Genomic DNA, 24,203 nt, shown 5'->3' on the forward strand with positions numbered 1-24,203 from the left:
CTCATGCCTTCAATCCTGCGTGTAGATCCTGCAAGCGGCGCACGGTCTTCTCGGGACCGAACTTCAGCGCTTCACAGATGGCTTCGCCAGCAGCAATGGTGGTGGTGCAGTAAATCTTGTGCTGCAGGGCATTACGACGAATGGAGTACGAATCAGCGATCGACTGACGACCTTCGGTGGTGTTGATGATCAGCGTGACTTCGTCATTCTTGATCATGTCGACCACGTGCGGACGACCCTCGGTCACCTTGTTCACACGGCGCACTTTCAGGCCTGCAGCCTCGATCAGCTTGGCAGTACCGGCAGTGGCAACCACTTCGAAGCCCAAGTTGATCAGATCACGGGCCACGCCCGCAACCAGTGGCTTGTCGTCGTCACGCACGCTGATGAACGCAGTACCGCCGGTCGGCAACACTTCGCTGGCACCCATCTGGGCCTTGGCGAACGCTTCACCAAAGGTGTCGCCCACACCCATCACTTCACCGGTCGACTTCATCTCTGGGCCGAGGATCGGGTCAACGCCAGGGAATTTGGCGAACGGGAACACCGCCTCTTTCACGCTGTAGAAGTTCGGGATGATTTCCTTGGTGAAACCCAGCTCTTTCAGGGTTTTGCCGGCCATCACTCGCGCTGCGATCATCGCCAGGGAAACACCGATGCACTTGGACACGAACGGTACGGTACGGGAGGCGCGCGGGTTGACTTCGATGACGTAGATGTCCTCGCCTTGCAGCGCCAACTGTACGTTCATCAGGCCAACCACACCCAGCTCCAGGGCCATTTTCTTGACCTGTTCGCGCATCTCGTCCTGGATGTGCGCCGGCAGCGAGTACGGCGGCAGCGAGCATGCGGAGTCACCGGAGTGAACACCGGCTTGCTCGATGTGCTGCATGATCGCGCCGATTACCACGTCCTTGCCGTCGCAGACCGCATCCACGTCCATTTCGATCGCGCAGTTGAGGAAGTGGTCCAGCAGCACCGGGCTGTCGTTGGACACTTGAACCGCTTCACGCAGGTAGCGCTTGAGTTCTTCTTCTTCGTAAACGATTTCCATCGCACGACCGCCCAGTACATAGGACGGGCGCACCACCAGCGGGTAACCGATCTTGCTGGCGGCACGAATCGCTTCGTCTTCGCTGCGCACGGTGGCGTTTGGCGGCTGACGCAGGTTCAGGCGCTGAACCATCTGCTGGAAGCGCTCACGGTCTTCGGCGCGGTCGATTGCATCTGGGCTGGTGCCGATGATCGGCACGCCAGCAGCTTCCAGGGCACGAGCCAGTTTCAGCGGGGTCTGGCCGCCGTACTGGACGATCACGCCTTTCGGCTTCTCGACGCGGACGATTTCCAATACGTCTTCCAGGGTTACTGGCTCGAAGTACAGGCGATCGGAGGTGTCGTAGTCGGTGGATACGGTTTCCGGGTTGCAGTTGACCATGATGGTCTCGTAGCCGTCATCGCGCAGGGCCAGTGCCGCGTGTACGCAGCAGTAGTCGAACTCGATGCCCTGGCCGATACGGTTCGGACCGCCACCCAGGATCATGATCTTGTCGCGACCCGATGGCGCCGCTTCGCACTCTTCTTCGTACGTCGAGTAGAGGTAAGCAGTATCGGTGGCGAACTCAGCGGCGCAGGTGTCGACGCGCTTGTAGACCGGGAAGATTTCCAGCTTGTGACGATGAGCACGCAGGCTCTTCTCGGTCACGCCCAGCAGTTTGGCCAGGCGCATATCGGAGAAGCCTTTGCGCTTGAGGCGGAACATCAGATCGCGGTCGATGCTGGTCAGCCCCAGGGTCTTGACCTTCTCTTCGTCCTTGATCAGGTCTTCCATCTGCACCAGGAACCAAGGATCGATCATGGTCATGCCGAAGATGTCTTCAACACTCATGCCGGCGCGCATGGCGTCCGCCACGTACCAGATACGCTCGGCGCCCGGCACGGTCAGCTCGCGCTTGAGCACGCTCATGCTTTCCGGGTTGGCCAGATCAACCTTCTCGTCCAGACCGCAAACACCGACTTCCAGGCCGCGCAGGGCTTTCTGCAGGGACTCCTGGAAGGTCCGGCCGATGGCCATGACTTCACCGACCGACTTCATCTGAGTGGTCAGGCGCGCGTCAGCCTTGGAAAACTTCTCGAAGGCAAAGCGTGGCAGCTTGGTGACGACGTAGTCGATGGACGGCTCGAAGGACGCCGGGGTCTTGCCGCCGGTGATGTCGTTCGACAGCTCGTCGAGGGTGTAACCCACGGCCAGCTTGGCCGCAACCTTGGCGATCGGGAAGCCGGTGGCTTTCGAAGCCAGGGCCGACGAACGGGATACACGCGGGTTCATCTCGATCACGACCATGCGGCCAGTGTTCGGGCAGATACCGAACTGAACGTTGGAGCCGCCGGTTTCCACGCCGATCTCGCGCAGTACCGCCAGGGAGGCGTTACGCAGGATCTGGTATTCCTTGTCAGTCAGGGTCTGTGCAGGTGCCACGGTGATCGAGTCACCGGTGTGCACGCCCATCGGGTCGAAGTTTTCGATGGAGCAGACGATGATGCAGTTGTCCTTCTTATCGCGGACAACCTCCATCTCGTACTCTTTCCAACCGATCAGCGATTCGTCGATCAGCAGTTCCTTGGTCGGCGACAGGTCCAGACCACGGGCGCAGATTTCTTCGAACTCTTCACGGTTGTAAGCGATACCGCCACCGGTGCCGCCCATGGTGAAGGACGGACGGATGATGCACGGGAAGCCAAGCTTCTCGAGGACCGCGTTGGCCTCTTCCATGCTGTGGGCGATACCGGAGCGCGGGCACGCCAGGCCGATGGACTTCATCGCCTTGTCGAAACGCGAACGATCTTCAGCCTTGTCGATGGTGTCGGCGTTGGCACCGATCATCTCTACGCCGAACTTCTCCAGAACGCCTTCGCGCTCCAGATCCAGGGCGCAGTTCAGAGCAGTCTGGCCGCCCATGGTCGGCAGCAGCGCGTCCGGACGCTCTTTTTCGATGATCTTGGCAACGGTCTGCCACTTGATCGGCTCGATGTAGGTGGCGTCGGCCATGGCCGGGTCGGTCATGATGGTGGCCGGGTTGGAGTTCACCAGGATGACGCGGTAGCCCTCCTCGCGCAGGGCTTTACAGGCCTGGGCGCCGGAGTAGTCGAATTCGCAGGCCTGGCCGATCACGATCGGGCCAGCGCCGAGAATCAGGATGCTTTTAATGTCTGTACGTTTTGGCATGGGTTTGTCACTCAAATCCGCAGGTCAGTCGGCAAGCCGTCTTGTTCAATCTGAAGCCTTGAGGGGGCCACCGGTATCGGGACCACCCTCAAGCCTTGCTACATCAGGGCGAGCGATCAGCGTCGCTTGGCCATCTCGGTGATGAAGCGATCGAACAATGGCGCTACGTCGTTCGGGCCAGGGCTGGCTTCCGGGTGACCCTGGAAGCTGAAGGCGCTCTTGTCGGTACGCTCGATACCTTGCAGGGTGCCGTCGAACAGCGATTTGTGGATCGCGCGAACGTTGGCCGGCAGGGTCGCTTCGTCTACGGCAAAACCGTGGTTCTGGCTGGTGATCATCACCACACCGCTGTCCAGGTCCTGGACGGGGTGGTTGGCACCGTGGTGGCCATGACCCATTTTCAGGGTCTTGGCGCCGGAGGCCAGGGCCAGCAGTTGGTGACCGAGACAGATACCGAAGACCGGAATTTCGGTTTCCAGCACGTCCTTGATCGCCTGGATCGCGTAGTCGCAAGGCTCCGGGTCACCAGGGCCGTTGGACAGGAATACGCCGTCCGGCTTCAGCGCCAGCACATCGGCAGCAGGTGTTTGCGCAGGCACGACGGTCACGCGGCAACCGCGCTCGACCAGCATGCGCAGGATGTTCACCTTGACACCGTAGTCGTAGGCAACCACGTGGTACGGCAGCTCGGAAGCTTCGATGGTCGCGTGGCTGTCGGTTTTCAGATCCCAGACAGTCGAGCGCCACTCGTAGCTTTCCTTGGTGCTGACGACTTTCGCCAGGTCCATGCCCTTGAGGCCTGGAAAACCCTGGGCGGCGGCAATGGCGGCGGCTTCGGAAATGTTGTCACCGGCCATGATGCAGCCGTTCTGCGCGCCTTTTTCACGCAGGATGCGCGTCAGGCGGCGGGTGTCGATACCGGCGATGGCCACAACATTGTTGGCCTTCAGGTAGTCGGACAGGGACATCGTGTTACGCCAGTTGCTCGCCACCAGTGGCAGGTCACGGATGACCAGGCCGGCAGACCAGACGCGGTTGGACTCGGCGTCTTCCGGCGTGGTGCCGGTGTTGCCGATGTGCGGGTAAGTCAGGGTAACAATCTGTTGGGCGTAGGAAGGATCGGTAAGGATTTCCTGATAGCCGGTCATTGCGGTGTTGAACACCACCTCACCAACGGTTTGACCGTCGGCTCCAATGGCTTCGCCGCGAAAAATGCTGCCATCAGCAAGGGCGAGTATGGCTGGCTTAGTCAAGAAGACCTCCCGTAAATAAAGCCTGAAAGGGCGATCGCAGGTTGTAAAAAAGCGGAGTGACGTATGGACACGTCACCCCGCTTCTTCACTGAATTATTCTGCGCGCTTTTAGTGGACACACTAAAGCTGTAGCTTACAGAAAAAGGCCTTTTTGGTCTACCGCCAATGAGCCTTAAAGGCTGGAGAATGCGACAGGACGTCGCTTGGCGGAACAAAACCGGGCTCAAACGCTGTGCGCGAGCCCGATTTCGGGTGCATCTTAACGCAGATCGAGCACGTCTTGCATGTCGTAAAGGCCAGGCTCGCGCCCGTCCAGCCACAATGCAGCACGTACCGCGCCCTTGGCGAACGTCATGCGACTGGACGCCTTGTGGGTGATCTCGACACGCTCGCCGTCGGCGGCGAACAGCACGGTGTGATCACCGACGATGTCGCCAGCGCGCACAGTGGCGAAACCAATGGTCTCGCGATCACGAGCGCCGGTCTGGCCCTCACGACCATACACCGCCACCTTTTTCAGATCGCGACCCAACGCATCGGCAATCACCTCTCCCATGCGCACGGCAGTGCCGGACGGCGCATCGACTTTATGCCGATGGTGAGCTTCGGTGATTTCGATATCGACATCGTCGCCCAATACGCGAGCGGCCGTGTCGAGCAACTTCAGGCACAGGTTGACCCCGACACTGAAGTTGGCCGCGAAGACAATCGGAATGTCCTTGCCCGCTTCCGCCAGCAACTGCTTTTCTTCAACGCTGAAACCGGTGGTACCGATGATCATGGCCTTGCCGTGTTTACGGCAGAACGCCAGGTTCTTCAGGGTCACCGTCGGGTGCGTGAAGTCGATCAGCACGTCGAACTCGTCGACAACCCGATCCAGATCACCGGACAGAGGCACGCCGATACGACCCAGCGCAGCCAACTCACCGGCATCCGCGCCGACCAACGTGCTGTCGGGACGATCCACCGCCGCCGTCAGACCGGCGCCCGGGGTTTGCTGCACGGCTTCAATCAGGGTCTTGCCCATGCGCCCGGCGGCGCCCATCACTGCAATACGTCGCATGCCTGTCTCCTTACAAATCGCCGAAGAAGCGCTTCACGCCTTCGAACCAACCGGTGGTTTTTGGCGAATGGCTGTTGTCATCCGCCAGCGAACTACGGAATTCCTCGAGCATTTCACGCTGGCGACGGCTCAGGTTGACCGGAGTCTCGACCGCCACGCGGCACATCAAGTCGCCAGCACCACCGCCACGCACTGGCGCGACACCCTTGCCGCGCACACGGAACTGCTTGCCGGTCTGGGTCCCCTCAGGGATCTTCAGCTTGACCCGACCATCAAGGGTCGGAATTTCCAGCTCGCCACCCAGCGCCGCATCGACGAAGCTGATCGGCACTTCGCAGAACAGGTGCTTGCCATCGCGCTGGAAAATCGAGTGCTCGCGCACATTGATCACCACGTACAGGTCGCCAGTCGGGCCACCCTGGGCACCCGCCTCGCCTTCGCCGGACAGACGAATGCGATCACCGGTATCGACACCGGCCGGCACTTTCACCGACAGGGTCTTGTACTCTTCGATACGACCTTCGCCGTGGCAGGAATCGCACGGATCGGAAATGATCTTGCCTTGGCCATGGCAGCGCGGGCAGGTCTGCTGCACCGAGAAGAAACCTTGCTGCATGCGCACCTGGCCGATACCGCCGCAAGTCGGGCAGGTCACCGGCGCAGAACCTTTCTTGGCGCCGGAGCCGTCGCAAGGCTTGCAGTTGACCAGCGTCGGAACGCGGATATTCACGGTCGTACCGCGCACCGCCTCTTCGAGATCCAGCTCCAGGGTGTAGCGCAAGTCACTGCCGCGCTGAGCACCGCCACGGGAACCGCCGCGACCACCACCGAAGAAGTCACTGAAGACATCACCAAAGATGTCGGAGAAGTTCTGACCGCCGAACCCGGCACCGCCGCCACCCATGCTCGGGTCGACACCGGCATGGCCGTACTGGTCGTACGCCGCGCGCTTGCTGGAATCGGACAGCACTTCGTAGGCCTCGTTGGCCTCCTTGAACATCTCTTCCGACGCCTTGTCATCGGGATTACGGTCCGGGTGGTGCTTCATCGCCAGGCGACGGTAAGCCTTCTTCAGGTCCGCTTCGCTTGAACCACGCTCAACACCCAACACTTCGTAATAGTCACGCTTTGCCATAAGTCTTTGCACTCTTGAGGACGTCCGACAAAACCCTCCTGAGTTTGCCGAACTCGTTGAGCCCCAATACAGGCCCGGACCCAACTCACGTCAATTCAACGATCCTGGTCTTTGATTCTTGCGGTACTTGCGGCACGAAAAGCAGGAGCATTTCCGGCCATACCACCAGCACGTGAACGTTGTCGCATGCTGTAAAAATTCGCGTATTCCAGATACGCCAACGCGGGAGCAAGCTCCCGCGCGGCGACATCCTACCAGTCACCGCCTAAAGGCAGTCAACCGGCCGACCAACAACTTACTTGTGGTCTTTGACTTCTTCGAACTCGGCGTCGACAACGTCGTCAGCCTTTTCCGCCTTGTCGTCGTGCGGTGTCGCGCCTTCAGCAGGCTGAGCCTGTTCGGCGTACATCTTCTGCGCCACTGGAGCGGAGACTTTCGACAGTTCTTCAACCTTGGCGTCGATAGCAGCCTTGTCGTCGCCTTTAACGGCGGCTTCCAGGGCAACTACGGCAGCTTCGATTGCAGTCTTCTCTTCAGCGGTCACTTTATCGCCGGCGTCGGAGACCATTTTGCGAGTCGAGTGAACCAGTGCATCACCCTGGTTACGGGCAGCGGCCAGCTCTTCGAACTTGCGATCTTCCTCGGCGTTAGCCTCGGCATCACGCACCATGCGCTCGATTTCTTCGTCGGACAGACCGGAGTTGGCCTTGATCACGATCGACTGAGTCTTGCCGGTAGCCTTGTCCTTCGCACCTACGTGCAGGATGCCGTTGGCGTCGATGTCGAAGGTCACTTCGATCTGCGGCACGCCACGTGGAGCTGGTGGAATGTCAGCCAGGTCGAACTTGCCCAGGGACTTGTTCTGTGCGGCTTGCTTACGCTCGCCTTGCAGCACGTGAATGGTCACGGCGCCCTGGTTGTCGTCGGCAGTCGAGAACACTTGCGATTTCTTGGTAGGAATCGTGGTGTTTTTCTCGATCAGCGCAGTCATCACGCCACCCATGGTTTCGATACCCAGGGTCAGCGGGCTGACGTCGAGCAGCAGAACGTCTTTCACGTCACCGGCCAGTACCGCACCCTGGATGGCAGCACCCATGGCAACCGCTTCGTCCGGGTTGACGTCTTTACGAGCTTCTTTACCGAAGAACTCGGTTACCAGCTTCTGAACCAGTGGCATACGGGTCTGACCGCCCACCAGGATCACGTCGTTGATCGCGCCAACGTCGATACCGGCATCTTTCATTGCGATGCGGCAAGGTTCGATGGTGCGCTGAACCAGGTCTTCCACCAGCGCTTCGAGCTTGGCGCGGGAGATCTTCACGTTCAAGTGCTTAGGACCGGTGGCGTCTGCAGTGATGTACGGCAGGTTCACGTCGGTCGACTGGCTCGAGGACAGTTCGATCTTGGCTTTTTCAGCAGCTTCTTTCAGGCGCTGCATGGCCAGCGGGTCGCCCTTGAGGTTCATGCCGCTTTCTTTCTTGAATTCGTCGACGAGGTAGTCGATCAGACGAATGTCAAAGTCTTCACCGCCCAGGAACGTGTCACCGTTGGTGGCCAGTACTTCGAACTGGTGCTCGCCATCGACTTCAGCGATCTCGATCACGGAAACGTCGAAAGTACCGCCGCCCAGGTCGTAAACGATCACGGTGTGATCGCCCTTGGCCTTGTCCATGCCGTAAGCCAGAGCAGCTGCGGTTGGTTCGTTGATGATACGTTTTACGTCCAGGCCAGCGATGCGGCCGGCGTCTTTGGTCGCCTGGCGCTGGCTGTCGTTGAAGTAGGCCGGAACGGTGATCACCGCTTCAGTCACGGTCTCGCCGAGATAGTCTTCGGCGGTCTTCTTCATCTTCTTCAGGATTTCAGCCGAGATTTGTGGCGGTGCCATTTTCTGGCCGTTCACTTCAACCCAGGCGTCGCTGTTGTCAGCCTTGACGATCTTGTAAGGGACCATCTGAATGTCTTTCTGCACGACTTCTTCGTCGAAACGACGACCGATCAGACGCTTCACCGCGTACAGGGTGTTGTGCGGATTGGTCACGGCCTGACGCTTGGCCGACTGGCCAACCAGGATTTCGCCATCGTTGGCGTAAGCGATGATCGACGGCGTGGTACGCGCGCCTTCAGCGTTTTCAATAACTTTTGCCTTGCCGTTTTCCAGCACGGAGACGCAGGAGTTGGTAGTCCCCAGGTCGATACCGATAATTTTGCCCATGTTCACTCTCCCGAAACTTTGGATTTGGTTGCCGCAGCAGTGGTGGCTAACTGCGGTAGCACTTAAACGCTTGACTTATAAATGGGGGCCTTGCGGCGGATTTCAAGCCTGCTCGTCAATCGAAGGCGAAACCGGCGCAGGCGCCTTGCTGACCACGACCATCGCCGGGCGCAACAGGCGACCATTGAGCTGATAGCCCTTCTGGAACACCTTCAGAACGCTGTTAGGCTCGACATCGGCGCTTTCCTGCATGGCCATTGCCTGATGCTGAACGGCGTTGAACGGTTCGCCATGCGGATCGATCGCTTCAAGCTGATAACGCTTGAGAGTGTCGTGGAACATTTTCAGGGTCAGCTCGATGCCTTCGCGCATCGGACGGATGCTTTCGTCGTCCGGGCTGGACAGTTCCAGGCCACGCTCCAGGCTGTCGACGATCGGCAGCAGGTCGCCGGCGAATTTTTCCAGCGCGAACTTGTGAGCCTTCTCCACATCCTGCTCGGCGCGACGGCGGACGTTCTGCAGATCGGCGGCTACACGCAAAGCCTGATCCTGAGCGCCTGCCAGTTGCTCTTCGAGCACTTGTACACGAGCCGCCAGGTCATCACCCGAAGCCTCGGGCGCCTGGTTGGCGTCTGGGTTTTGCGTATCCACTGTCTGTTCGTCAGCCATAGATTTCTCCTTTCAATTTCGTCCGCGAGCTCAACTCGCGCGTCTGCCCAGCTATATGGGGCCGCAAAATCCGGCTTCAAGGGGGGTCGACGATTAACCCTACAAAAAACAACTGCTTTGTCATTCCCGGTCGCGATAAGGCTTTCGTCGGTCCGAGCGAATCGAGCTAACGAGGGGCATTGTCAGCCCGAAACAAAACACTGTATAAATAACCAGACCTAACACCTGGGAGCGGCCCATATGCTGGTGCACCTGTCCGTACACAACTACGCCATCGTTGAACATCTCGATCTCGAACTCGATCGCGGGATGAGCGTGATCACCGGAGAAACCGGCGCGGGCAAGTCGATCATGCTCGACGCGCTGGGCCTTACCCTGGGTGATCGCGCCGACAGCGGCGTGGTCCGCCCCGGCGCCGACAAGGCCGATATCCTGGCCACCTTCGATCTGGTCGACATTCCGGAAGCCAGCGCCTGGCTGGCCGAACGCGACCTCGAAAACGACGGCCCGTGCATCCTGCGCCGGGTCATCACATCCGAAGGACGTTCGCGCGGCTACATCAACGGCACGCCCTGCCCGCTTGGCGACCTCAAGGCGCTGGGCGAGCTGCTGATCGACATTCACAGCCAGCACGAACACCAATCCCTGCTCAAGACCGATACTCACCGCCGCCTGCTCGATGAATATGCCGGCGCGACCGACCTTGCCCGCCAGGTTCAGCTCGCCGCCCAGCGTTGGCGCCAGACCCGCCAGGAACTGGAGCGACTCTCCAACTCCGGCGATGAGCAACGCGCCCGCCATCAGTTGCTCAGCTATCAACTCGAAGAACTGGAGAACCTTGGCCTTGGCGACAACGAGCTGGAGCAGCTCGAGCAGGAGCACAAGAACCTGACAAACGCAGAGACCTTGCTCGGGATCTGCCGGCAAGTCGTCGAGCAATGCAGTGAAAGTGATTCCGGGAATGTACTGAACGCCCTGACCGCCAGCCTCAACCGCCTGTCGAGCGTGAACAGCTCGATCGGTGCGCTGGGCGAAGCCAGCAGCCTGTTGACCAGTGCACAGATCCAGGTTGAAGAGGCCGTGGGTGAACTGAACCGCTTCCTCGACAACTTCGACGCCGATCCATCGCGCCTTCAATACCTTGAAGAGCGCCTCGACGCGATCTACACCCTGGCGCGCAAACACCGCATCCAGCCGACCGAAGTTGCCGAGATGCAGCAGAAACTGCTGGATGAAATCGAAACCCTCAACGCCAACGACGAATCCATCGAGAGACTGAGCGACGAACTGTCTTCATACGCTCGCCATTATCAGGAAAAGGCTCGCGAACTGAGCGATCTGCGCCATCAAGCCTCGAGCAGCCTGGCCAGCGCCGTGGAACAGGAGATCCAGCGCCTGGGCATGCCTGGCGGGCGCTTCACCATCGAGCTGCGCCCAAACAGTAGCGACGAACTGCTGCCTAACGGACTTGAACAGGTTGAACTACTGGTCAGCGCCAACCCGGGTCAACCATTGAAAGCCTTGGCAAAAGTTGCATCCGGAGGCGAGCTGTCACGGATCAGCCTGGCGATCCAGGTGATCACCGCGCAGACATCTCGCGTTCCCACTCTGGTGTTCGACGAAGTGGACGTTGGTATCGGTGGTCCGACTGCAGAAATCGTCGGCCAGCTGCTGCGTCGCCTCGGCGAGCGCGGGCAGGTACTGACCGTGACCCACTTGCCGCAAGTGGCGGCGCAAGGCCATCAACATCTATTTGTGCATAAAGTGCGCGGCGAAGATGCCACCCGCACGGCCGTTTCCAGATTGAGCAAAAACGACCGCGTCGAAGAAGTCGCACGGATGCTGGGCGGCATCGACCTCACCAAGGAATCCCTGGCGCATGCCAAAAAAATGGTGGTGGCCGCAAAAGCTTGAATAAAGGCAGAAAGCACGAAGGCGACCCTGGGGTCGCCTTCGTTCGTTTCGCGAACTGAATGTTCGCGCGACATGCTTACTTTTTCTTGCGCACGTACAGCACCAGATTGTGATCAACCATCTCGAAGCCATACTTGTCGACGATTGCTTTCTGAAGCCGCTCGATTTCTTCGTCGAAGAATTCGATCACTTCGCTGGTTTCGACGTTGACCATATGGTCGTGATGCTTTCCGTCGTCCAGTTCGAAGACCGCATGGCCTCCGTCGAAGTTGTGCCGCACCACAAGGCCAGCTGCCTCGAACTGGGTCAGAACACGGTAAACCGTGGCCAGACCGACGTCCTCACCAGCCTCCATAAGGGCCTTGTAGACATCCTCGGCACTCATGTGGCGCTGCTCGGCGGAATCGAGCATTTGCAGAATTTTGACCCGTGGAAGGGTCACTTTGAGGCCGGCTTTGCGTAGTTCGCTATTTTCAACCATGGTCAGCTTTCTCGCGATGCTGCTTCGCAGCTTCTCTTAATGCGGGTATGATCGGCGTTTACGTTGTCCCAGCCAAGATAGTGGAAGTCGCCCACCGATGCAAAACACCAAGCTCTTGCTAACCAGTTTCACCTTTGTGGGACTGCTCGCACTCGCCGGTTGTTCATTCCCCGGGGTTTACAAAATCGACATCCAGCAGGGCAATGTCGTCACGCAGGACATGATAGACCAGTTACGCCCGGGAATGACCCGTAAGCAAGTACGGTTTATCATGGGCAACCCTCTGCTGACTGACACGTTCCATGCCGATCGCTGGGATTATCTGTACAGCCTGCAACCGGGTGGCGGTGAACGCCAACAGGAACGCATTAGCGTTATCTTCAACCCAAATGATCAGCTTGTCAGCCTCTCCGGCGATTTCATGCCAGGTGTGAGCCGTGACGAAGCCATTCTCGGCAAGGACAGCGGCACGACAGTGGCTGCCCCGGCAGAAAACGTCGAGAAGCCAAAACCGGAAAAACCGGTCAAGCCAGGTTCGTTGCTGGATCAGATCCAGAAGGACGTCGACGGCGTAGAAACCGTTCCGGTCCCGACGCCGGAACCACTGGACACCTCGCCGCAATAATTTGCGACGCAATAAAAAGCCCGGCATGCCCGGGCTTTTTATTGTCTGGCGTTCAAGCCACTCACTGATTCCGCGCTTTGGCCTCGGCAGCTTTCGCCGCGCGCAGTCGGCGCACCTCTTTCGGATCGGCCAGCAACGGGCGGTAAATCTCGATGCGATCCCCGGCCTGGACTACCCGACTCTCCGGGTCAGCGACCACCTTCCCGAAGATCCCCACAGGGCAATGGGTCAGATCCAGCTCCGGAAACTCTTCAGCCACGGCCGACCTGAGCAAGGCCGCCCGTACGGTCGTTCCGACAGGTACGGCCACTGTCAGCAGCACCTGACGGTCTACGGCCGCGTAGACCACCTCGACTTCAATCATGACCTCAACCATGTATCTGCTTGGCGCGCTGGCAGAACGCATCCACCAAAGTGTTGGCCGCCTGATTGAACAGCGGCCCCAAGGTGGCGCGAACCAGCGGCCCGGCATAATCGAACGACAGATCGAGGCTGATCTTGCAGGCTTTGTCGGTCAGCGCCTTGAATACCCAAATGCCATGCAATTGGGTGAAAGGGCCCTCTTCGAGGTTCATTTCGATCGACTGCCCCGGAATCAACGTGTTGCGCGTCACGAAATGCTGACTGAGGCCACCCTTCGCCACGCCGACACTCGCCCGCATATGCTCAGGTGAGCTCTCCAGGACTTCGGCGGACGAGCACCACGGCAGAAACTCCGGATAGCGCGCCACGTCGTTGACCAGGTCATACAGCGCTTGCGCCGGGTACGGCAGCAAGGCCGAACGAGAAATGTGTGTCGTCATGTCAGCGTCACTTCCACAGCTGGGCGGCAAACACTACGAGAATGCCGATGGGCGCCACATAGCGCATCAAGAACAAGGACAGGCCAAACAGCGCAGGGTTACGGATCGACAACTCGTCACGCACCGCTTCACGCCCCATGATCCAGCCCGCAAACACCACGAAACACAAACCGCCAAGCGGCAGCATGAGTCGCGAGGTGAAGAAATCGATCACGCCAAAGAAGTCGAGGCCTCCGGCCGCTCCCCATTGGTAGAGGTGGAACATCCCGCCATCGTTCACGAAGAACTTGACCTCCTTCCAGATATTGAAGGAGAACACCGTACCCAGACCGACAAACCAGCAGCTGAAAGCCAGCCAGAAGGTGACCCAGGCACGACTCACTTTAGTGCGCTCGACCAGGTAGGCCACCATCGGTTCCAGCAGGGAAATCGCCGAACTCCAGGCAGCGACCGCCACCAGCACGAAGAACACAACACCCATCAGTTGCCCGAACGCGACGTTACCGAAGGCAAACGGCAGGCTGACGAACATCAGCCCTGGCCCTTCGCTCGGATTCAGGCCCGCCGCGAAAACAATCGGAAACAACGCCAGGCCGGCCACCAGGGAAACGAAGGTGTCGAGCAGCGCCACCCCGACAACCGTCCCTGAAATCGATGAGTTCTTCGGCATGTACGCACCGTAGATCATGATCGAGCCAACGCCCACGCTCAGGGAAAAGAACGCATGCCCCATCGCGGGCAACAAGCCGTCCATGACCTTTTCCGGGTGGAAGTCGAACATGAAATGCACGCCTTCCATGAAATGACCGGTGGTCATGCTGTAGCCCAGCAGCACGAGGATCATCACGAACAACAACGGCATCATGATGCGCAAACTGCGCTCAAGCCCGGCAACCACGCCCTTGGCGATCACCACCGCTGACAACAGCATGAAAATCGTGTGCCAAAGTGTCAGGCGCCAGGGATCGGCGATCACATTGCCGAAGTAAGCCCCCACCTGATCAGGCGTCGCACCCTGAAAATCGCCACGCCCCATGTCGATGATGTAGTCCAGCGACCAGCCGCCAACCACACTGTAGAACGACAGGATCAGCAATGCCGTGATCATCCCGGCAAACGCGCCCCAGGACCATTTGGCCGAGTGCCCCGCCTCGACCGCCAGTATCTTCAAGGCATTGGCCGGACTCTGTCGGGCACGCCGGCCGATCAGGGTTTCCGCCAGCATGACCGGCACGCCGATCAATGCGATACAGGCCAGGAACATCAGCACGAAGGCGCCGCCGCCATAGACGCCGACCATGTACGGAAATTTCCAGATACTACCCAGCCCCACGGCCGAACCGGTCGCGGCGAGTATGAAGACCCAGCGGCTAGCCCAACTGCCGTGGACAGAAACCTTGTCTGTCGACATCGTTATCACGCCCAAGCGTTCAAAAAAGAGGCCGCATTGTCCGGGATTCAATCAACCTGCTCAAGCACGTAGCAACACCGTAGCCGACTCGCGTGCAACTCCCTATAATGCCGCCCCTATGGCTAAACAGAAGAAACACCCAACAGGGACCATCGCGCAAAACAAAAAGGCGCGACACGATTACTTCATCGAACATCGTTTCGAGGCTGGTCTGGTCCTGGCCGGCTGGGAAGTAAAAAGTCTGCGGGCAAGCAAACTGCAGCTGGTTGACAGCTACGTACTGCTCAAGGATGGCGAAGCCTGGCTGCTCGGCAGCCACATTACGCCCCTGACGACCGCCAGTACCCACGTCATTGCCGATCCGGTGCGCACCCGTAAATTGCTGCTCAACCGGCGCGAGCTGGAAAAGCTGGCCGCGGCCGTGCAGCAAAAGGGTTACGCCTGCGTGTGCCTGTCCTGGTACTGGAGCAAGCACATGGTCAAGTGCGAGATCGCTCTGGGCAAGGGCAAGAAGGAATACGACAAGCGCGATACCGAGCGCGAACGCGACGCCGGTCGCGAGTTGCAGCGTGCGGTGCGCAACAAGGGCAAGGAAGACTGACTCTTTCGCCTTGAGGCCCCTTCGCGGGCAAGCCCGCTCCCACAGGGTTTCGGTGTACCTGTGGGAGCGAGCTTGCCCGCGAAAGCAACCTCACAAATGATATGGAGCCGACTGGCTACATCCCCTTGCGCCGTTCCGCCCGGGCCACGCGCTGCACTTCCTGACGCACCTCCTCCAGTACCTCCTGTACATACAGAATGTGTCGGCTGGAAACTTCCCGCGCCTGCTCCGCCCGCCCTTCGATAATCGCCTGATACAACTCTCGATGCTGCGTGATCAGCATGTCGCGGGTTTCAGTGCGCTGCTTGTACATGCCACCGATGTTGGTCACCACGTTGCGCTTGAGCAGGTCGAACAGCCCACGAATGGTGTGAAGCAGCACAGCATTGTGGCTGGCCTCGGCGATCGCCAGGTGAAAGCTTGCGTCCGCCGCACCCTCTTCAGCACGACCCACCTCTTCGTGACGCGAATAGCAGTCCTGTAACTCGTTGAATGCCGCGGTCAGTCGCTCGCGATCCACATCAGTGGCACGCAACGCCGCGTAGTAGGCGCAAGACGCTTCCAGTGTATGCCGAAACTCCAGCAGATCGCGCTGTGCCTCGGGGTTGCTTTCCAGCAAGTGCAACAAGGGATCACTGAAGGTGCTACCCAGCGACTCCACCACATAGTTGCCGCCGCCCTGGCGACTGACCAGCAGGCCCTTGGCGGTCAGCTTCTGAATGGCTTCGCGCAACGAAGGGCGTGACACGCCAAATTGTTCGGCCAACGCACGTTCGGCCGGCAAGCGCTCACCCGCTTTCAGCGTGCCCTCGAGGATCATGCCCTCAAGCTGCTCGACAATATCGTCAGACAAACGGCGCTGACGAATCTGATCAAACCCCATAACTCGATTACTCCACGATCCGACGGCTCGCCGGGGCTCTATTCTGGCCTATCGGCGCCGCGCCAGCACCTGCCATTGCGCATTTGGTCTTACCAGACAGACGACCTGCGCTCTTCGCATTCGACAAAAGTTTTAGGGCGGCAAATTGACACACCGCCTACAAGGCTTTTACCCTAGCCAACAGCGATTGTAAATTGGTCTTACCAATTATCCAAGAACGCTGATCAGTGCCTGACCAACAACAATTAGGGGCCACCCCATATGCAAACCTGGCAACAGCTCTATACCCCGCTTGGCAGCCTCGGCTTGTCCGCACTCGCCGCCGTCATCCCCATCGTATTTTTCTTCCTGGCTTTGGCCGTGTTCCGCCTCAAAGGACATGTGGCCGGCAGCATCACCCTGGCTTTATCGATCCTGGTGGCGATCTTCGCCTTCCAGATGCCGGTCGATATGGCGTTCGCCGCCGCCGGGTATGGCTTCGCTTATGGCCTGTGGCCGATCGCCTGGATCATCGTGGCAGCGGTGTTCCTCTACAAACTGACGGTCAAGAGCGGGCAGTTTGAAGTCATCCGCAGTTCGGTTCTGTCGATCACCGATGACCAGCGCCTGCAGGTTCTGCTGATCGGTTTCTGCTTCGGCGCCTTCCTCGAAGGTGCAGCCGGTTTTGGCGCACCCGTGGCGATTACCGCTGCGCTGCTGGTAGGACTTGGCTTCAACCCGCTGTACGCCGCCGGCCTGTGCCTGATCGCCAACACCGCGCCAGTGGCCTTCGGCGCCCTGGGCATTCCGATCATCGTTGCCGGGCAAGTGACCGGTATCGACGCGTTCAAGATCGGCGCCATGACCGGCCGCCAACTGCCGCTGCTGTCGCTGTTCGTGCCGTTCTGGCTGGTGTTCATGATGGACGGCCTGCGCGGCGTGCGGGAAACGTGGCCGGCAGCGCTGGTGGCCGGCTTGAGCTTTGCCGTCACCCAGTACTTCACCTCGAACTTCATCGGCCCGGAACTGCCGGACATCACCTCGGCCCTGGCCAGTCTGATTTCCCTGACCCTGTTCCTGAAAGTCTGGCAACCAAAACGCGCCGCCGGCCAACACATCGTCGGCGCTGTCTCGGCCTCCGTGGTGAGCGCCAGCGTCGGTGGTTTCGGCCAGAAGCGCACCACCGTGGCTTCGCCCTACAGCCTTGGGGAAATCTTCAAGGCATGGTCGCCGTTCCTGATCCTGACCGTACTGGTCACCATCTGGACCCTGAAGCCGTTCAAGGCGATGTTCGCCGCCGGCGGTTCGATGTACAGCTTCGTATTCAACTTCGCCATCCCGCACCTGGATCAGATGGTGATCAAGGTCGCACCGATCGTAGTCGCGCCAACCGCCCTTCCGGCAGTGTTCAAACTGGACCCGATTTCCGCCACCGGCACGGCGATTTTCTTCTCGGCGCTGATCTCGATGCTGGTGCTGAAGATCAATATCAAAACTGGTCTGACCACTTTTAAAGAGACCTTCTACGAACTGCGCTGGCCAATCCTGTCCATCGGCATGGTGCTGGCGTTTGCCTTCGTCACCAACTACTCGGGCATGTCTTCGACCATGGCCCTGGTGTTGGCAGGCACCGGTGCAGCGTTCCCGTTCTTCTCGCCGTTCCTCGGCTGGCTGGGCGTATTCCTCACCGGTTCCGATACCTCGTCCAACGCGCTGTTCAGTTCGCTGCAAGCGACCACTGCGCATCAGATCGGTGTCAACGACACCTTGCTGGTGGCGGCGAACACCAGTGGTGGCGTGACCGGCAAGATGATCTCGCCACAATCGATCGCCGTGGCTTGTGCCGCGACCGGCCTGGTGGGCAAAGAATCGGATCTGTTCCGCTTCACCCTCAAGCACAGCCTATTCTTTGCAACGATTGTCGGCTTGATCACGTTGGCCCAGGCCTACTGGTTCACCGGCATGCTGGTGCACTAAGGGCTACAAGCAACACGATAAAAACCGACGCCGGGCCACGCCCCCGGCGTCCGCTACTCACACCCCGGTCTGTAAGGCTGCTGAAAGCTACCGGCTCTATATTCAGCAGCCTCAACAGACGAATAACCGGGACCACCCGGAGACCGCCTGATGAGCGAGCTTTTTTACAACGCCGTGCCGAATGCGACCCGTGTCGCCCCGCCACTGCCCGAGCCTCGGCAGTACCCCAGCGAGAAACCGTCACGGGTCTACCTGTTCGGGACCTGCGTGGTCGATTTGTTCTACCCGGAAGCCGGGATGGATGCGATCCACCTGCTGGAGCGCGAAGGCATTCGTGTCGAATACCCGCAAGGGCAAAGCTGCTGCGGACAACCGGCCTACACCTCGGGTTACACCGAACAGGCTCGGACAGTGGCGCGCTCGCAACTGGCGCTGTTTGCCGGCGACTATCCGGTGGTAGTGCCCTCAGGCTCTTGCGCGGGCATGCTGCGCGAACATTACGCCGACTTGTTCAAGGACGAGCCGGACACGTTGAAACAGGTCCAGGCCCTGGCGGCCAGAACCTACGAGCTGGCCGAGTTCCTGTTGTTTGTCTGCAAGGTGCAGCTCAAGGACGGCGGCGAGCCCGTAAAAGTGGCGCTGCACACCTCGTGCTCGGCACGCCGTGAAATGAACACCCACCTGCACGGCCGCGAGTTGTTGGCGCAGTTGAGCAATGTGGAGCGGGTCAACCACGATCACGAAAGTGAATGCTGTGGCTTTGGTGGGACATTCAGCGTCCGTATGCCAGACATTTCCGGCGCGATGGTGGCTGACAAGACCCGAGCGCTGAAGGAGTCCGGCGCGCACAAGGTATTGAGTGCCGACTGCGGCTGTTTGATGAACATCAACGGCTCGCTGGAAAAACAGCAGGAAGCGTTGCGCGGTCAGCATCTGGCCAGCTTCCTCTGGCAGCGAACCGGAGGTGTGAAATGAGCACCTCGACGATTATTCCTACGGTTGCCGTAGAAGAAGATTTCCGCACCCGCGCCCACAACGCACTGGGTGACCCGCAATTGCGAAGCAACTTTCGCAAGGCGATGGATTCACTGATGACCAAACGGGCAGCCGCTTTCAGCGATGCCCATGAAAGAGAACACTTGCGCGCACTGGGCAATGCAATCCGTGCCCGCGCGCTCTCCAAGTTGCCCGACCTGCTCGAGCAATTGGAACAGAACCTGACCCGCAACGGTGTGACAGTGCACTGGGCGGAAACGGTGGACGAGGCCAATGGCATCGTCCTCTCGATCATCCGCGCTCACGAGGGGCGGCAAGTGATCAAGGGCAAATCGATGGTCAGCGAAGAGATGGAGATGAACCATGTCCTCGCTGAACAGGGCATTGAATGCCTGGAATCGGACATGGGCGAGTACATCGTCCAGCTCGACCACGAGAAGCCTTCACACATAATCATGCCGGCAATCCACAAGAACGCCGGTCAGGTCGCGTCCTTGTTCCACGACAAACTTGGCGTGGAATACACCAAGGACGTAGACCAACTCATTCAGATCGGTCGCAGAGTCCTGCGGCAGAAATTCTTCGAAGCGGACATCGGCGTCTCCGGTGTCAACTTCGCCGTGGCCGAAACCGGCACCCTGCTGCTGGTGGAAAACGAAGGCAACGGTCGCATGACCACCACGGTGCCACCCGTGCACATCGCCGTCACCGGTATCGAAAAAGTCGTGGAAAACCTGCGTGATGTGGTGCCGTTGCTGTCGCTGCTGACCCGTTCAGCCTTGGGCATTCCGATCACCACCTACGTCAACATGATCTCCGGCCCGCGCAAGGAACATGAACTCGACGGCCCACAGGAAGTGCACCTCGTACTGCTCGATAACGGCCGCAGCCAGGCCTTTGCCGACAGCGAATTGCGCCAGACCCTGAACTGCATTCGCTGCGGCGCCTGTATGAATCATTGCCCGGTGTACACCCGAATCGGCGGTCATGCCTATGGGGAGGTTTACCCCGGGCCTATCGGAAAAATCATCACCCCGCACATGGTCGGCCTGGCGAAAGTCCCGGATCACCCGAGCGCCTCGTCGCTGTGCGGCGCCTGCGGTGAAGTCTGCCCGGTGAAAATCCCGATCCCTGCTTTGCTGCGGCGCCTGCGGGAAGAAAACGTCAAGGCCCCGGACAGCCCCCATCAAGTGATGCGCGGCCAGGGCAGCAAGTATTCGCGCAAGGAGCGGTTCATCTGGAACGCCTGGGCCAAGCTCAACAGTTCGCCGACGCTCTATCGCCTGTTCGGTTTCTTTGCCACCCGTTTGCGCGCCCTTACGCCGAGCAATGTCGGCCCGTGGACGCAAAACCACAGCGCACCGAAACCCGCTGCCCGCTCATTGCATGACATGGCCCGCGAGCACTTGGCCAAACAGGGAGAACGCCGATGAGCGCCAAACAAAATATCCTCGCCAAACTGCGTAAAAGCCTGACAGGCACAACGCCGGTGGCCGACAACTTCGATGTCGATCTGGTGACCCAGCCTTACACCTACGCGCCCGAGCAACGCATTGCGCAACTGCGCAAATTGATGGAAGCGGTGCACACGGAAATTCATCTGACGTCCGGCCAAGAGTGGCCGACGCTACTCGCGCAGTTGCTGCAGGACCGCCAGTTGCCAAGCCTGCTGATCGCACCGACAACGCCCCACGGTCAACGGATCACGCAGCACTGGGCGAATAATCCCGGCCTGCCAATGCTGAAAGCCTACGACCGCCCGGTTGAAGAATGGAAAGCCGAGCTGTTCAACGACACCCCGGCGAGCATCACTGGAACCCTCGGCGCCATCGCTGCCACGGGCAGCCTTATTCTCTGGCCGACCCGGGAAGAACCGCGCCTGATGAGCCTGGCGCCACCGGTGCATTTCGCCCTGCTCAAGGCCAGTGAAATCCGCGACAACTTCTATCAGGTGCAACAGGAATTCGAATGGGCCCAGGGCATGCCGACCAACGCATTGCTGGTGTCCGGCCCGTCGAAGACCGCCGACATCGAGCAAGTGCTGGCGTACGGCGCACACGGTCCAAAAGACCTGGTGGTACTGATCCTGGAGGACCAATGAGTCTACCGGCCGCTTTCCTGCGTGACGCACAGCAACTGATTCCCCAAGAGCGACGTTTCGACGACCCGCTGTCGACCCTGGCCTTCGGCACCGACGCCAGCTTCTATCGTTTGATTCCGCAACTGGTGATCCGCGTCGAGTCAGAAGACGAAGTGGTGGCACTGCTGCAACTGGCGCAAAGGGATCAGGTGCCGGTGACTTTCCGCGCCGCCGGCACCAGCCTGTCCGGCCAGGCGATCAGCGACTCGGTGCTGATCGTGCTGGGGGATAACTGGAACGGTCGCGAGATCCGCGGCCAAGGCACGCAAATCCGCCTGCAACCGGGGGTGATCGGCGCCCAGGCCAACGCCTGGCTGGCACCGTTCGGACGCAAGATCGGTCCGGACCCGGCCTCGATCAATGCCTGCAAGATCGGCGGGATCGTCGCCAACAATGCCAGCGGCATGTGCTGCGGCACCGCGCAAAACACCTATCACACCCTGGCCGGCATTCGTCTGGTGCTGGCCGATGGCAGTCGTCTCGACACCGAGGATGCCGCCAGCGTCACGGCGTTTCGCCAAAGCCACGCCGCGCTGCTGGAACGCTTGGCGATCCTGGGCCGCGAGACCCGCGCAAATACCGAGCTGGCTGCGAAAATTCGCCACAAATACCGTCTGAAAAATACCACCGGCCTGTCGCTCAATGCCCTGGTGGATTTCGACGAGCCTGTGGATATCTTGAGCCACTTGCTAGTGGGCTCCGAAGGCACACTCGGGTTCATCAGTGCCGTGACCTACGACACCGTGATCGACCACCCGAACAAGGCCTCGGCCCTGATTGTGTTCCCAGATGTCGAGACCTGCTGCAATGCAGTGTCTGTGCTGAAAAGCCAACCAGTGTCGGCCGTGGAACTGCTGGACCGGCGCAGCCTGCGCTCGGTACAGAACAAACCCGGCATGCCCGCTTTCGTACAGCACCTGTCGAACAATGCCTGTGCACTATTGATCGAATCCCGCGCCGCGTCGTCCACTTTGCTGCACGAGCAACTGGCGCAGATCATGGCGTCGCTCAAGGCGTTCCCGGTGGAAAAGCAGGTCGACTTCACCGAAGACCCGCAGGAAAACGCCCGTCTCTGGGCCATCCGCAAAGACACCTTTCCCGCCGTCGGCGCCGTGCGCAAGACCGGCACCACGGTGATCATCGAAGACGTCACCTTCCCGGTCGAACAACTGGCCATCGGCGTCAACCGCCTGATCGAGCTGTTCGACAAACATCACTACGACGAAGCGATCCTTTTCGGGCACGCCCTGGAAGGCAATCTGCACTTCGTCTTCACCCAAGGCTTCAACAGCCCGGAAGAAGTCGCACGCTATCAGGCGTTCATGGACGACGTGGCGCAACTGGTGGCGGTGGAGTTCGGCGGTTCGCTGAAGGCTGAACACGGCACCGGACGCAACATGGCGCCGTTCGTTGAACTGGAATGGGGCAGCGATGCCTACCAGTTGATGTGGCAGCTCAAACGACTGCTCGACCCCAATGGCATTCTCAACCCGGACGTGGTGCTCAGCGAAGATCCACAGATCCACCTCAAGCACCTCAAGCCCTTGCCCGCTGCTGACGAGATTGTGGACAAGTGCATCGAATGCGGCTTCTGCGAACCGGTCTGCCCGTCAAAAGGCCTGACCCTGAGTCCGCGTCAGCGCATCGTGATCTGGCGCGACATTCAGGCAAAGAAACGCGCGGGCATCGATACGTCCGAACTCGAAGCCGCCTTCGACTATCAAGGCATCGATACCTGCGCCGCCACCGGCCTGTGCGCACAACGTTGCCCTGTAGGCATCAATACCGGCGAGCTGGTGAAAAAGCTGCGCAGCCGGAAGGCGACGCATACGAAAACCGCTAACTGGCTTGAAGGACATTTCGCCACGGCACTGCAAGGTGCACGCTTCACCCTGCACGTGGCCAATGGTGCGCGGATGTTGCTGGGGGCACCGAGATTGGCGAAGTTGTCGGCGACGTTGACGCGCCTGTCCAAGGGTCAGGTCCCGCAATGGACCAACGCCATGCCTCAGCCTGAACGGCCGATTCGCTTCAGCCCGACGGTGACGGACGCGCGCCCGCGCGTGGTCTATCTGGCGGCCTGCGTATCCCGCGCCATGGGCCCGGCAGCGGGCGATACGGAGCAAATGTCGCTGCACGACAAGACCCGAGGCCTGCTGGAAAAGGCCGGCTACCAGGTGGTGTTCCCGGACAACCTCGACAACCTGTGCTGCGGCCAGCCATTCGCCTCCAAAGGCTACGCCGAGCAAGCCGAGCACAAACGACAGGAACTGATCGGCGCCCTGCTCCACGCCAGCCGTGGCGGGCTCGACCCGATCTACTGTGACACAAGCCCCTGCACCTTGCGCCTGGTTCAAGACCTTGGGGAAGTCCGTCTGGACCTGTACGACCCGGTGCGCTTCATCCGCACACACCTGATGGATCGCCTGGACTTCACGCCACAGGAGGCGCCGATCGCCGTGCACGTAACCTGCAGCACCCAACACCTCGGGGAAAGCCAGGCGTTGATCGACCTGGCGCGCAAGTGCAGCAAAAACGTGGTCATTCCCGAAGGTATTCACTGCTGCGGCTTCGCCGGCGACAAGGGCTTCACCACGCCGGAGCTGAACGCCCATTCGCTGCGCACGCTCAAGGATGCGGTGCAGCAGTGCAGCGAGGGGATTTCCACCAGCCGTACCTGCGAGATTGGCCTGACACAACACGGCGGAATCGACTACCACGGACTAGTCTATCTGGTGGACCGCGTTACCCAGGCCAGGGTGACCTGATGACGAGGCCTCAAGAAAGGCGCATTCAGGCGCCTGTCTAGTCGTTTCTTGTGGGCATCAACACAGAAAA

General features: G+C 59.8%; 19 protein-coding genes. 8 read left to right on the forward strand and 11 right to left on the reverse strand.

Annotated features, from left to right (window positions below):
- Window position 1: 1 nt before the first annotated feature.
- The 6 genes from carB to grpE all read right to left on the reverse strand — a co-directional run bounded on the left by carB (window position 2) and on the right by grpE (window position 9,555).
- Window positions 2-3,223 (reverse strand): carbamoyl-phosphate synthase large subunit, encoded by a 3,222-nt coding sequence (gene carB / locus KGB29_RS23975; RefSeq protein ID WP_150812839.1) that lies wholly within the window; start codon window positions 3,221-3,223, stop codon window positions 2-4.
- 116 nt (window positions 3,224-3,339) lie between these two features.
- Window positions 3,340-4,476, reverse strand: coding sequence for a glutamine-hydrolyzing carbamoyl-phosphate synthase small subunit (gene carA / locus KGB29_RS23980; RefSeq protein WP_046038697.1), 1,137 nt, complete (start codon window positions 4,474-4,476; stop codon window positions 3,340-3,342).
- A gap of 259 nt (window positions 4,477-4,735) precedes the next feature.
- Window positions 4,736-5,539 (reverse strand): 4-hydroxy-tetrahydrodipicolinate reductase, encoded by an 804-nt coding sequence (dapB, locus tag KGB29_RS23985; protein ID WP_057716481.1) that lies wholly within the window; start codon window positions 5,537-5,539, stop codon window positions 4,736-4,738.
- Between the two features lie 10 nt (window positions 5,540-5,549).
- Complete coding sequence (gene dnaJ / locus KGB29_RS23990) at window positions 5,550-6,674, reverse strand: molecular chaperone DnaJ (protein WP_150812840.1); 1,125 nt, start codon at window positions 6,672-6,674, stop codon at window positions 5,550-5,552.
- A 295-nt stretch (window positions 6,675-6,969) separates the two neighbouring features.
- Window positions 6,970-8,886 carry a molecular chaperone DnaK gene (gene dnaK / locus KGB29_RS23995; protein WP_154910444.1) on the reverse strand — a complete coding sequence of 639 codons (1,917 nt, stop codon included), beginning with the start codon at window positions 8,884-8,886 and terminating at the stop codon, window positions 6,970-6,972.
- Window positions 8,887-8,988: 102 nt separating this feature from the next.
- Window positions 8,989-9,555 (reverse strand): nucleotide exchange factor GrpE, encoded by a 567-nt coding sequence (grpE, locus tag KGB29_RS24000; protein WP_015093431.1) that lies wholly within the window; start codon window positions 9,553-9,555, stop codon window positions 8,989-8,991.
- A gap of 240 nt (window positions 9,556-9,795) precedes the next feature.
- On the opposite strand from grpE, the gene recN reads away from it, so the two are divergent.
- On the forward strand, window positions 9,796-11,469 hold the full coding sequence (recN, locus tag KGB29_RS24005; RefSeq protein WP_057716484.1) for a DNA repair protein RecN: 1,674 nt from the start codon (window positions 9,796-9,798) through the stop codon (window positions 11,467-11,469).
- 76 nt (window positions 11,470-11,545) lie between these two features.
- Here recN and fur read toward each other — a convergent pair whose 3' ends face one another.
- Window positions 11,546-11,950, reverse strand: coding sequence for a ferric iron uptake transcriptional regulator (fur, locus tag KGB29_RS24010; RefSeq protein WP_003197684.1), 405 nt, complete (start codon window positions 11,948-11,950; stop codon window positions 11,546-11,548).
- A gap of 97 nt (window positions 11,951-12,047) precedes the next feature.
- On the opposite strand from fur, the gene KGB29_RS24015 reads away from it, so the two are divergent.
- The gene (locus tag KGB29_RS24015; protein WP_057716485.1) at window positions 12,048-12,575 is read left to right on the forward strand and encodes an outer membrane protein assembly factor BamE; all 528 of its coding nucleotides are present in this window, start codon (window positions 12,048-12,050) and stop codon (window positions 12,573-12,575) included.
- Between the two features lie 61 nt (window positions 12,576-12,636).
- On the opposite strand, the gene KGB29_RS24020 is transcribed toward KGB29_RS24015, so the two are convergent.
- From KGB29_RS24020 to KGB29_RS24030, 3 genes are read right to left on the reverse strand one after another with little or no spacing between them, the layout of a single operon-like run.
- A complete protein-coding gene (locus KGB29_RS24020; RefSeq protein ID WP_150812841.1) occupies window positions 12,637-12,951 on the reverse strand; it encodes an RnfH family protein in 315 nt (104 codons plus the stop codon).
- On the reverse strand, window positions 12,944-13,378 hold the full coding sequence (locus KGB29_RS24025; protein ID WP_057716487.1) for a type II toxin-antitoxin system RatA family toxin: 435 nt from the start codon (window positions 13,376-13,378) through the stop codon (window positions 12,944-12,946). Before KGB29_RS24025 ends, KGB29_RS24020 begins: the two co-directional genes overlap by 8 nt.
- A 7-nt stretch (window positions 13,379-13,385) precedes the next feature.
- A complete protein-coding gene (locus KGB29_RS24030) occupies window positions 13,386-14,789 on the reverse strand; it encodes a sodium-dependent transporter (RefSeq protein ID WP_154910445.1) in 1,404 nt (467 codons plus the stop codon).
- 118 nt (window positions 14,790-14,907) lie between these two features.
- Here KGB29_RS24030 and smpB point away from each other — a divergent pair, with 118 nt between their 5' ends.
- A complete protein-coding gene (gene smpB / locus KGB29_RS24035; protein ID WP_008057382.1) occupies window positions 14,908-15,390 on the forward strand; it encodes an SsrA-binding protein SmpB in 483 nt (160 codons plus the stop codon).
- Between the two features lie 115 nt (window positions 15,391-15,505).
- Here smpB and KGB29_RS24040 read toward each other — a convergent pair whose 3' ends face one another.
- Window positions 15,506-16,273, reverse strand: coding sequence for a GntR family transcriptional regulator (locus tag KGB29_RS24040; RefSeq protein ID WP_154910446.1), 768 nt, complete (start codon window positions 16,271-16,273; stop codon window positions 15,506-15,508).
- A gap of 261 nt (window positions 16,274-16,534) precedes the next feature.
- Between KGB29_RS24040 and KGB29_RS24045 the strand changes: the two genes are divergently transcribed.
- From KGB29_RS24045 to KGB29_RS24065, 5 genes are all read left to right on the forward strand, one after another.
- Window positions 16,535-18,229: a lactate permease LctP family transporter gene (locus KGB29_RS24045; protein WP_057716490.1), complete on the forward strand. Its 1,695-nt coding sequence runs from the start codon at window positions 16,535-16,537 to the stop codon at window positions 18,227-18,229.
- Window positions 18,230-18,379: 150 nt separating this feature from the next.
- Complete coding sequence (locus KGB29_RS24050) at window positions 18,380-19,204, forward strand: (Fe-S)-binding protein (RefSeq protein WP_057716491.1); 825 nt, start codon at window positions 18,380-18,382, stop codon at window positions 19,202-19,204.
- The gene (locus KGB29_RS24055; RefSeq protein WP_057716492.1) at window positions 19,201-20,658 is read left to right on the forward strand and encodes a LutB/LldF family L-lactate oxidation iron-sulfur protein; all 1,458 of its coding nucleotides are present in this window, start codon (window positions 19,201-19,203) and stop codon (window positions 20,656-20,658) included. Before KGB29_RS24050 ends, KGB29_RS24055 begins: the two co-directional genes overlap by 4 nt.
- Window positions 20,655-21,326 (forward strand): lactate utilization protein C, encoded by a 672-nt coding sequence (locus KGB29_RS24060; protein WP_102669031.1) that lies wholly within the window; start codon window positions 20,655-20,657, stop codon window positions 21,324-21,326. Before KGB29_RS24055 ends, KGB29_RS24060 begins: the two co-directional genes overlap by 4 nt.
- Window positions 21,323-24,133, forward strand: coding sequence for an FAD-binding and (Fe-S)-binding domain-containing protein (locus KGB29_RS24065; RefSeq protein WP_154946589.1), 2,811 nt, complete (start codon window positions 21,323-21,325; stop codon window positions 24,131-24,133). Before KGB29_RS24060 ends, KGB29_RS24065 begins: the two co-directional genes overlap by 4 nt.
- Window positions 24,134-24,203 lie beyond the last annotated feature (70 nt).

Origin of the sequence: Pseudomonas sp. BF-B-30 (assembly GCF_019956305.1) — a bacterium.
In the GTDB taxonomy this organism is placed as follows: Bacteria; Pseudomonadota; Gammaproteobacteria; order Pseudomonadales; family Pseudomonadaceae; genus Aquipseudomonas; species Aquipseudomonas jessenii.